Origin of the sequence: Cytobacillus horneckiae, assembly GCF_002835735.1 — a bacterium.
Taxonomy (GTDB): Bacteria; Bacillota; Bacilli; order Bacillales; family Cytobacillaceae; genus Cytobacillus; species Cytobacillus horneckiae.
The window spans coordinates 1-11,244 of the sequence record NZ_PISD01000052.1 but is presented as its reverse complement, the minus strand read 5'-3'; the positions used below and the strand labels follow the sequence as shown (position 1 = coordinate 11,244).

Below are 11,244 nucleotides of genomic sequence, written 5' to 3'. Positions count from 1 at the left end.
CCTCAGTGATTTAAGCGTCACTTTATAAATATTTGCACTAGCCTCAGTGATTTAAGCGTCACCTTAAAGTGCTATCGGCAATTATCACCTGACGAACAAATGCTCATTTTCCTTTTTTGTCTTAAAAACCTGCCATAATCAAACTTTTTTATGTTAAAATCAAGGGCATTAATGATTGTGAAAGAAGGATACTTCATGAAAAACATGTGGACTTTGCTGCTTATGACTGTGCTGATGATGATATGGGGGTTTAATGTACCAACGATCAAAATACTTGTAACAGAATTTCCTCCGATAACGATTACGGCATTGCGCATTTTGACAGCAGGGGTGGTTGTGTTTATTATTCTTGCGTTTATGCGGAAGGTGAGATGGCCGACTAGGCAAGAGGGACTTTATATTTTATTTGGCTGTATGTTTAGTATAGTCGGGCATCATTATTTTTTATCAAATGGTTTGACGGAAACTTCGGCAGCTAATGGCGGTCTGATATTAGGAACGGGCCCGCTATTGACAGCTATTCTCTCAGCGATTGTCCTTAAAGCGATGCCTTCAGTGATCCAAATGATTGGCTTTATCCTTGGCGGGGTTGGCGTTGCCTTTATTGTATTAATTGGAAATCAAGGAGTTTCTGGTTTGTCATTAGGAGATTTATACGTGTTTTTGTCAATCCTGTCTCAGGCGTTTAGCTTTATTATAATTAGCAAGGCAGCAAAAACAATTGATTCGCGGTTATTAACAGGATATATGCTGCTCTGTGGGGGAGCGATTCTCTTTTTAATTAGTTTGGGAACAGAGCCTGGCGGATTAACTAAAATAACCGATGTGCCTATTTATATGTGGGCTATTTTCTTAGCTTCTGCGGTTTTAGCAACGGCTATTGGACAAATGGGCTATAATTTTGCCATTAGTAAAATTGGACCGGCAGAAGCATCGATTTTTCTAAACTTAAATACTTTCTTTGCATTAGTCGGCTCAGCTTTATTTCTAAATGAAACGATAACCCTCTTCCATCTAATCGGCTTGGTGCTTATTATTCCAGGCGTGCTGTTTGGTTCGGGGGCATTTGAGGAGATGCTGAGAAGGCGAAGACGAAAAGCAAGAGAGCAGAGTCAATTAAATCTTTGATTTAAATGAGGAAGGGCCGCAGTCAGAAAAATTGACTGTGGCCCTTCTACTTAATAGCCCTTCTTATAATCAACTAGATTAACAGTTGGTGCCAATCCTTCAATATAGTTTTTAAAGTTAGGAAGAAAAATATGTTCGATTACCCTCTCTTTATAATGTTCGGTTGAACCTGAAGTATGCGGGGTAATAATTGTATTATCTAAGTCCCATAATGGGCTCTCAATTGGCAGCGGCTCTTTTTCAAACACATCAAGACCGGCTCCTGCTATTTTTCCTTTACTTAGTGCATTGTATAAAGCTTGCTCATCAACAATCTCGCCGCGACCGATATTAATAAAGAAAGCAGAATCCTTCATTAATTCAAACTGCTTCTCTCCAAAAAGGTGATACGTGTCTTTCGTAAGAGGAAGAGTCGCTACTACATAATCGCATTTTGGCAGGATCGTATCAATTTCAAGTGAAGTCACCATTTCATCAACATATTCGGCAGGTTTGCCTGAATGGCGGACACCAATCACATTCATATTGAATGCTTTGGCGATGCGAGCGGTTTCCTGACCAATCATCCCTACACCAATAATGCCAATTGTTTTCCCATGGATTTCTAGCTTTATATCACTCTCGTCCCATTTTTTTAAGAGCTGATTTTTTACGTATGTATCAATTTTCCTCGTTAGCGCAAGCATAAGGCCAAAAATCGTTTCCGAGATTGGATAGGCATGTACACCTTTTGCGCTTGTTAGAAGGATATCTTTTTTCTCAAACTGGTCAAGCGGCAAGTAATTCACTCCAGCGCTCCATGCTTGTATCCAGCGAAGATTGTTATTTTGCAAAAAAGTATCGTGTAATCGGTGTTTCCAAGAAACAATAATTTCGGCATCCTTAACATCCTCTTGCCATACGGAAGGATCTTTTCCAACAATTAGTTCCCAATCTGAGGCTACATTCGCGACAGCATCAATGAGGCGTTGTTCTAGATCTTGGGTAATCACGATTTTTCTTTTTGTCATTCTCTTATCCTCCCTATAAATATTCTCTATTTTAATATCATAGCAAATGAATGAGGATGCCGTAATGAAATATGCGTCATAATTTTTTATTAATTTTCATCATTCACATATTTACCATGCTCAGGTATGGCGATTTGCTCAAAGTCTCGGACTAGTGTGAGCAGACTATTTTCAAGTGTGCCGGCTGCCATAGGAATGCCATGTCCGGTAATGGCAATTGAAGGTTTTAAGGCTTCAAGTGTGCGGACGGAATTTAATGCTGAATCCCAGTCAGTAGTCAGATATCTTGGTGGACCGCTAATCTCCTGTTCTTGTGTTAATACTTTATAAAGTGATTCTTGTTTTACTGTGACAAAGGCGTCGCCTGCGATTAAGGCACCATCCTTTTCACGGTACAATGATATATGTCCAGGCGTATGACCTGGCGTATGAATCCATTTCCAGCCTGGCATTTCAATTATGCTACCATCGCTTGGCAGCGGTTGAATATGAGTTTCTAAATTGATTCCTTCATTAGGAAACATTGAAGAAAATTTTGCGATTAATCCGCCTTCGACAGTGGAATCTGGTTCAGGATAATTTTTTGCGCCGGTTAAATAAGGGAGTTCAAGTGAATGGGCATAGACTGGTACGTTCCATTCTTCAATAAGTTCAAAAATCGCGCCAACATGGTCAAAGTGCCCATGTGTTAAAATAATTGCATGAGGTCTTGCACCTTCACCGTAAAGCTCTTCTGCTGCTTCAATAATTTTTTTGGCCGATTTTGGCATGCCGGCATCTACAAGCACCCACTCATCTTGTGAAATCGTTACAAAGCATACATTTACGATTTGAACGGTTAAATAGTGAATTCCTTCTGCTGCGTTCACAAGCATTCCGCTTGTCGAAGATGTGATAGGCATATAGCGCTCAGTGGACTCATGTTCTGTCATTAAACTTTTCCTCCTTCGTCAATCCTATAGTTTGAGTATACCCGCTAACTCAAGGATTAATCGGAAGAGAGAAGGAGCTATTTTTACAAATTGTTCACACTATATTCAAATGCTTCTTGTAAAATAGTGATATATTCCAGAAAAGGGAGTGATGTCTAGAATGATTTTTGCTCATCGAGGTCTAAGCGGACGTTATCCGGAAAACACAATGGCTGCTTTTGAAGCAGCTTTGCAAACTGGTGCACATGGGATTGAGTTGGATGTGCAATTATCGAAGGATGGTCAGCTTGTGATCATTCATGATGAAGAAGTCAATCGTACAACCGATGGAACTGGATACATTAGAGATTTTAAATATGAGGATATTAAACAGCTAGATGCCGGGAGCTGGTTCAATAAAGCGTCTTATGGAATCGCTATTCCTACACTTGATGAAGTTTTCGAATGGGCGACAAAGCAGAATAATCATCTGATGATTAATGTGGAGTTGAAAAATGATGTCATTCGCTATGAAGGAATGGAAGAAAAGGTGCTGGCATTGATCAATCGTTACGGTATTAGTGACCGCATTATTCTATCATCATTTAATCCGGAAAGCTTAAGGAAAATCCGCATGCTTGATTCGGATATACAAATCGGCTATTTGATTTTAGGGATGCAAAAGAATGCAGTAACAGTTGCTGAAAATATAGGGGCGAATGCCATTCATTGTGAAGCGGTTTTTGCTTTATCCGAGTATGGACAAAAGGCGATTGAAAGAGGCTTACCATTAAGGGTTTACACGATTAACACTTTGAGTGAGGGGGAGAAATTGCTCGCAGCAGGGACGGAAGTCATTATGACTGATTATCCTGATTTATTTATGCAGAAATAATTCGTTTTAAATGGTTCATCTAAGAATTTATTAGATGAACCATTTTTTATGAATGACAGCGCTTAATCAAAGTGGGAGGCAATTGCGCTTATCTTCTAATCGGGCGCTCCAATGTAAGAATCTCATCTTCAATGGCAGAGAATTGCTCTCCGACCATCGTTTTAACATCATTTACACCTGCGTTATAAAAATGAGGTGCAAGTGATTCCTTAACAAAATCCAATACTCTTTCCGCAGCAAACTCAGATAAATCCTCATCTCTTTCTTGGGAAAAGTAAGCTTGGATTTCTTCAATCATCATTTGCTGCTGTTCTTTAGAAATTTTATAGAACAAGTGATAACACTCCTTTCTTCATGAAGCCACTATACAGTAAAAAAAATATAAAAAACATCCTTTTAATATTGGAAGTTTACTGCTACAGCCGCTTCAATTGTTATCTCGCCAGGCTCAATCGGAGGGAGAGCGGCTGCTTCTGCAGTAGCAAAGGTTCTAACGACAGGGTTAAATCGGTTTTGCTCTTCTATCACTTTTACAGGAATCGAATCGACATTGACATTTAAAGTGTCAGCTATTGTGTTTGCTTTCAAAATTGCATTTTGGATCGCTGCACTCAATGCCTTTTGATACCATTCCTCCTCATTACTTATAGAGAATTGTAAATTTGACACTGTATTTGCTCCATTTTGCAAGGCAAGGGCGATGACCTGTCCAGTCTGTTCCAAATTTTTCAATTTGACAGTTACATCATTTGTTACCCGATATCCTTTAAATATTTGTTTTCCATCCTCAAATTCATAGCGGGGATGAATATTAAAAGTAGACGTTTGAATCGCCGATCTCGGAATTCCTGCCTGTAAAAGTGATTGAATGACGAGATTCATTTTTTCTGCATTCTCCTGTTGTGCTTGACTGAGCTGTTCGTCCTCAGTAATCAAGCCTAGTTGTATCGTTGCTGTATCTGGTTTAACATCAAGTGTCGCATTGCCATGAACTTTCATTATGCGCCTAGGGTTTTGCCTGTAGCTCTCTGCATATGGATAGTACATCTTTAGCCTCACGCCTTTCATTTTTTTATCAATTATATGTGGGAAGGTTGGTGATGAGCACAAGTAGAGGCGAGTAGGTTGGTAGTAAGGTGACAAAAAAGGGAGAACCATCATGATTCTCCCTTTTCAATCAACTATTTATTAATTTTAAATGAGCTTTTCAGTGAAACGATACGATTGAACACAGGCTTTTCTGAGGTTGAGTATTTAGGGTCAACATTGAAATAGCCATGGCGGAAAAATTGGAATTTGTCGTGAGGCTTGACATCCTTCATATTAGGTTCAATAAAACCTTGAACAATTTCTAGCGAGTTAGGATTAATATGGTCAAGGAAGTCTTTTTCCTCTGAATCATCTTCTGCCATTTGTTCATCTAATACTAGCGGTTCGTAAAGACGGAATTCGGCTGGAATCGCGCTTTTGGCGTCAACCCAGTGCAATGTACCTTTTACTTTACGGCCGGTAAAGCCAGAGCCGCTTTTTGTTTCAATATCGTAAGTGCAGTGCAGCTCAATAACGTTTCCTTCTTCATCTTTGATTACATCATTGCATTTAATAAAATAGGCATGCTTTAGACGAACTTCGTTGTCAGGGAAGAGACGGAAATATTTCTTCGGAGGATTCTCCATGAAATCGTCTTGTTCCACATAAATTTCTCGTGAAAATGGGATTTTTCTTGTGCCCATTTCTTCGTTTTCAGGGTTATTTTCCGCGTCAAGAAGTTCAGATTGATCTTCAGGATAGTTCGTAATAACGACCTTTAACGGACGAAGGATTCCCATTGTACGTGGAGAAGTTAATTTTAAGTCCTCTCGCACATAATGCTCAAGCATTGCTTCGTCTACAGCGCCGCTCCCTTTAGAAACGCCTGTTTCCTGAACAAATTCACGAATGGCTCCAGGTGTGAAGCCTTTTCTTCTTAAGCCTGATATTGTTGGCATTCTTGGGTCGTCCCAGCCATCGACTATCTTTTCGTCAACTAGCTGTTTAAGCTTGCGTTTGCTCATGACTGTATTTGTAATGTTTAAGCGGCCGAATTCAATTTGCTGCGGTTTGCTTTCCATTTCACATTCTTCCACAATCCAGTTGTATAGTGGACGTTGGTCTTCAAACTCTGTTGTACATAAAGAGTGTGTGACATCTTCAATGGCATCCTCAAGTGGATGTGCAAAAGCATACATAGGATAGATGCACCAAGTATCACCAGTATTATGGTGAGTAGCATGAGAAATACGGTAAATAACAGGATCGCGCAAGTTTAAGTTTGGCGAAGACATATCAATTTTAGCGCGCAGCACCTTGCTGCCGTTTTCAAATTCGCCGTTGCGCATGCGTTCAAATAGATCAAGATTTTCCTCAACAGAACGATTGCGGTACGGGCTTTCTTTGCCGGGTTCAGTAAGTGTTCCGCGATATTCGCGAATTTCTTCCTGTGATAGATCATCTACATAAGCTTTTCCTTTTTTTATTAAAAGAACAGCGCGCTCATACATCTCATCAAAATAGTTGGATGCAAAGCGAAGCTCCTCCCAGTCATAGCCAAGCCATTTTACATCTTCTTTAATGGCATCCACATACTCTTGATCCTCTTTTAATGGATTTGTATCATCAAAGCGGAGGTGAGTTTTGCCGTTAAAGTCGTCAGCTAAACCAAAGTTGATAATAATCGATTTGGCATGACCGATGTGTAGGTAGCCGTTCGGTTCAGGAGGGAAGCGTGTAATGACTTTATCGCGTTTGCCTGTTTCTAAATCCTCTTTAATTATCGTCCGAATAAAATTTGATTGTTCCAATCCGATATCAGCCTTTCTAAACATGTTATTATTCCTATTTTAAAGATAAATGGAAGATTAGTAAATCTTGGCGTTCGCAGGAGGTTTTCGGCGAATGCCTTAGTTTTTCTTATGCGGTATTTAAATGATATCTTTCTTATGTATAAATTTCAGGAATAAAAAAATTTATACATTCCTACCAGCTAAATAAAGTGACTGTTGATTTTATCTATTATATACAAAAAAATCACGGTTAAAAAGCCTTTCTGTCGGGTAATTATAAGAAAGCCAGGTTCTTTAGACGAAACCTTCGTTTTTTCAATGGTATTCATATAAAAATCCAGCATTAATATGATAATTTATGATGAATGAGCAAAATAAAAAGCACTAAAGCCAGTAAGTGGCTCCAGTGCTTATGAATTATGAAAAGATTCCTTTAATAGAATCAATCAAATTTGAGAAGAAATCTGATACTGCTTCCAGAAACCCTTTGTCACCAACGGCATCAGAAATTTTACTTTGAACATCTTTTGCCAAAGATTCCAATTGTGATTTCACATTTTCAAAATTAATGTTCAGCTCGCGCATTCTTTCAAATAGATCGTAAAGAAGCTTGCGGTCTTCTTCACTTAATTGCAGCTCTAATGTTTTAATTTGCTCATCAACAATTTGCTGAATATCCTCTTTTGTAGCCGGGTTCTGATCCGCTATTTCTTTTTTGATTTCTGTTAGCAGTTCAGTTACTTTTTCCTGATCCATGCCTTCTTTTTTTGCCAGGCTAGTGGCGATGTTTAATTCTTCATTAGCGACTTCAGTACGGTCTTTATCAAGCTCTGTGCCTTCGCCTTGGTCATAAGCTTTGTAAATGCCGACAAGTGCCGAATGTCCGCTTACTTTCACTGGTGAAGCGATGTCAACAATTGCTTCTTCAATTCCAGCTGTTAAAAGCGCATTTGCATACATTTCATCTGTAACTTCTGTAATATTTTCCGGTGTTACTTGATTGATGATGACGCCCTGGCCAGTATCTGTTCTAGTGATCTTGGCAGAGGAATACATATTAGAGCGGGGATCGCCTTTAATATAGTTAACAATATCATCTGCAGTTGAAGTCATTTCCTCTACTACACTATTAGCCTTTACACCTAGCAATTTCTTCGTTTCTTCTTTTTGAGCAGGGGTAAGGGCTTCACCATAAACAACTATAGGTGAACCGTATTTCTCATTAATGCTGTCTTCATTATTTTTATCGCCAGAGGATGCTTGTGCGATCGTTTGCACACTAAGTACAAGAGCAACCACTGTTAAAGCAGCCAGCCATTTTTTAAACGTATTTTTCATTAGGATTCTCCTTTCACTATGTGTATAGACGTTTAACAACAGGAAAAGTTTCATTTAATAATACTAATATACCAGCAAAAAATATGTGAGTGGAACGAAAATTATAAAGAAGCTTATTAAAAATATTACATTCTTCAACATTTATGTATCAAAAATGATAGGTAAATGAAATTGTTTGCAGAAGAATTTTTGATAGAATAGACAGGATAGAAGCAGCAAGAGTGTGCTTGCATCCTAAATGCAAAGCGAGGGAAACGATAATGACATTAGAAAATCAATTAATAAATAAAAACTTTTTTGAAACATATATGGTAGAAAAAGAGAATTTACATCCAATCAGAGTGCTGGGCGAGGCTTATGTAGCAGAAAATCAAAAAGAATCATCTGACTTAACGATGATACGCTTTGCCCAAGGCGAAGTATATTACCATCATAAAGACTATGAAGCAGCTATTTTTAAATGGGAGAATATCAATAATGAATTTTTGCCATGGGCTCGAAAAAATGTGGCTGATGCTTACTTTGAACTCGATTTACTTTCTACAGCAGAGGATATTTATAAATCGATTGAAACAGATTCAGATGTGTTAAAAATAGAAGTTCTTCTACAATTATTTTCTTTATACATAGAGAAAGGAAAACTGGAGAAAGCGGTTGAATCGATTAAAAATGCCGTTTATTTAGATCCGGATTATCCAGATGTGACCAATATCGCACGGGCCTTTTTCGAGGAGCATCAAGACTGGCAGAATGCAGTTGAGCTAGCGGTAAACGAATCGATTCGCACAGAATCACTTTCATGGTTCCATACATTGAAATCATATGTGCTGGATGGAAAAACAGCGAAAATAGAGCCAGCCTATTTTAGTGAAGCTTTAACAGTCCTTTATAAAAATGATTTAAGGCAGTTTGAAAATTTGGCAGCTGCTCTGTGGAAAAGCTATCAAGGAAGAGATTTATACTTTGCCTGGCTAAAAGAATTTAACCAATTAATGAAAAAATTTGGCGGCGATCATACACATACATGGAATGACTTATCAGCGCTTTATCATGAGACATATTTTGATTTGATAAACGGCAAGCGGCTTATTCGTGATTTATCACATTTGATTCCGCTTCATTTAAAAAACTGGGTGACCATTACATCACCGAGCTACGCCTTAGTTGCATCTGCATCTGTTCTGGCATGGAGTGAAATTTTCCCTTCAAATATAGAAGCCGAAGCAATTAATGAGGCTGAACAAATTATTAGTCAGTCAGGCACATTGGAAAATGGTCTTGAAGAATGCTTCATGCTATTTCAATCAATCATGAAATGGGCAGAAGAGCACGATGTATTAATGGGCGAGCGTTTTGAATGGATGGTAAAAGAGCTGCTTGATTTAAATGCTCAGCATGTACTTATTGCAGGGATGTCCAGCAGTGGCAAATCCGAGTTCGTTCAAGAGCTCCTTGGCGACAGTGTAAGAGTGGAGAACTTGTCTGCTTCTGTCATGTATAAAGACTATGATGCAGTTGAGATGACAGAAGTGACAGATGAATCCATCCGCATCATTAATGATTTTTCAGAAATAAGAACGGGTTCCGATCGCAGAGAACAAATATTTGTAGATTATAAAATGCCTTTTGCTTATTTAGCGGAAAATCAATTAGCAGTGATAGACACACCAGGACTATCAAGCAGCAATAAGTTTAGAAATGATGTGTTCCAATACCTTCATTTTGCTGACAGCCTGCTCTTCGTATTAAATGCGAACCATCCGTTATCTGACAGAGAGCTTGATATTGTCGTGAAGGTGCGTGAACAAGCGCCATCTCTTCCAGTGCATTTCCTTCTGAATCATTTAGATGTGGCTGGCAGCGAACAGGAAGCAGTTGAGCTAATGGATGATACGATTTCACGAGTATCTACTTATTTTCCTAAAGCAAAGATCTTTGCTTATTCGCCGCAATATGATCGCAATGAGCAGCTAAGTGACTTTTCAGTGTTTATAAAGTCAATGATGGAAGAGCGCCATTTAGAATCGGAACGAACGGAAAAAATGCTTCATTATATTCGTAAGTCCATCAAGTTTTTACTTGATAAGCGTGTAGAAAAAGAAAATGGCTTGATTGATGACATCAATTGGAATGAGGAAATGCTGACGAAGCTTAACGGTGCGATTCACCAGCTGGAGGATATGGAAGAGGATAAAATTAAGTCGATTAAACATTCTTACCGAGATATTAAAAAAACAATGGAAGATAAATTATCCGCCTCCATACCTGAAATTTTACGAAACTGTGCCGAAACGATACATGAAGATAGCGACTTCAGCAAGCTTCATGTCCAGTTAAATGAAGAAATGAACCAGCGTATACGCGATCATATCGAAGAAAACGTATTGCCTGAATTCCGTCTCTCTATTCAAGACTGGATTGCCGCGAGTGAACAGGAATTCAATGAAAGCCAAGCCTTCTTGCATGAAATGGGCGACAGCTTTAATGAACTGTATGGCTTTAATAAACTGACATTAAGCTGCGACTTTAGAATACTGGAAGATTGGAAGCGCGATGCTGACCGCCTAACTCATGGAGGCATTCAGCTGGAAAAAGCCAATATACTGTTACGCTATACGCCTACGCAAATACTGCTGAAAAGTGCAGGAAAAATATTTGGCCTTATTCCGCAAAACAAAGCGATGCTCCACAATAAATATAAGCAATTCGTTGAAAATGAAGACTATCGAGAAATCGCCGATAATATTACAGCTAGCTTTATCCAGCAATTTGAGCTATTTGAAAAAGCATTGGATCGAGACATTAAGATGTTCTTCCAGGATCCTTATGCTATTTTAAATACGACAGTAGAGGAATCTCATACAATCATTGCAAATAACAACCAGGCGCTAGAAGATATGAGGAAAAACCCTGAAGTGTACAAAAATCCTTTAACATTATTTGAATTAAAACTGAAGCAATATGTTTGGATGACCAATATTGATGAACGAGTGAAGCAATATAATTAATAAGTGAAGGAAGGCCTTGTTTAAGTGGCCTTCCTTTTTCATTATATAGCGAGACAATGCAGTTAAAACGGTTTGCTGGAATAGCTGGAATCATAATCAAGAGGGTGTAAGGAAAAATGGTCACAGAGTGCC

The 11,244-nt window shown here is 38.7% G+C and carries 9 protein-coding genes; 3 read left to right on the top strand and 6 right to left on the bottom strand.

What is annotated here, in order from left to right; genetic code table 11:
* The first annotated feature begins 195 nt into the window (after window positions 1-195).
* The gene (locus CWS20_RS21115; protein ID WP_066193542.1) at window positions 196-1,128 is read left to right on the top strand and encodes a DMT family transporter; all 933 of its coding nucleotides are present in this window, start codon (window positions 196-198) and stop codon (window positions 1,126-1,128) included.
* A 50-nt stretch (window positions 1,129-1,178) separates the two neighbouring features.
* Here CWS20_RS21115 and CWS20_RS21110 read toward each other — a convergent pair whose 3' ends face one another.
* Window positions 1,179-2,138, bottom strand: a complete 960-nt coding sequence (locus CWS20_RS21110) for a D-2-hydroxyacid dehydrogenase (RefSeq protein WP_066193543.1) — start codon at window positions 2,136-2,138, stop codon at window positions 1,179-1,181.
* An 89-nt stretch (window positions 2,139-2,227) separates the two neighbouring features.
* On the bottom strand, window positions 2,228-3,070 hold the full coding sequence (locus CWS20_RS21105; RefSeq protein WP_066193544.1) for an MBL fold metallo-hydrolase: 843 nt from the start codon (window positions 3,068-3,070) through the stop codon (window positions 2,228-2,230).
* Window positions 3,071-3,221: 151 nt separating this feature from the next.
* On the opposite strand from CWS20_RS21105, the gene CWS20_RS21100 reads away from it, so the two are divergent.
* The gene (locus CWS20_RS21100; protein ID WP_066193545.1) at window positions 3,222-3,944 is read left to right on the top strand and encodes a glycerophosphodiester phosphodiesterase; all 723 of its coding nucleotides are present in this window, start codon (window positions 3,222-3,224) and stop codon (window positions 3,942-3,944) included.
* Window positions 3,945-4,032: 88 nt separating this feature from the next.
* On the opposite strand, the gene CWS20_RS21095 is transcribed toward CWS20_RS21100, so the two are convergent.
* The 4 genes from CWS20_RS21095 to CWS20_RS21080 all read right to left on the bottom strand — a co-directional run bounded on the left by CWS20_RS21095 (window position 4,033) and on the right by CWS20_RS21080 (window position 8,104).
* Window positions 4,033-4,278 carry a DUF2164 domain-containing protein gene (locus CWS20_RS21095; protein WP_066193546.1) on the bottom strand — a complete coding sequence of 82 codons (246 nt, stop codon included), beginning with the start codon at window positions 4,276-4,278 and terminating at the stop codon, window positions 4,033-4,035.
* Between the two features lie 62 nt (window positions 4,279-4,340).
* On the bottom strand, window positions 4,341-4,991 hold the full coding sequence (locus CWS20_RS21090) for an SIMPL domain-containing protein (RefSeq protein ID WP_066193548.1): 651 nt from the start codon (window positions 4,989-4,991) through the stop codon (window positions 4,341-4,343).
* Between the two features lie 134 nt (window positions 4,992-5,125).
* Window positions 5,126-6,808 (bottom strand): glutamine--tRNA ligase/YqeY domain fusion protein, encoded by a 1,683-nt coding sequence (locus CWS20_RS21085; protein ID WP_241198670.1) that lies wholly within the window; start codon window positions 6,806-6,808, stop codon window positions 5,126-5,128.
* Window positions 6,809-7,183: 375 nt separating this feature from the next.
* Window positions 7,184-8,104, bottom strand: a complete 921-nt coding sequence (locus CWS20_RS21080; RefSeq protein WP_066193550.1) for a DUF1002 domain-containing protein — start codon at window positions 8,102-8,104, stop codon at window positions 7,184-7,186.
* A gap of 260 nt (window positions 8,105-8,364) precedes the next feature.
* Between CWS20_RS21080 and CWS20_RS21075 the strand changes: the two genes are divergently transcribed.
* On the top strand, window positions 8,365-11,112 hold the full coding sequence (locus tag CWS20_RS21075) for a dynamin family protein (protein WP_066193553.1): 2,748 nt from the start codon (window positions 8,365-8,367) through the stop codon (window positions 11,110-11,112).
* Window positions 11,113-11,244 lie beyond the last annotated feature (132 nt).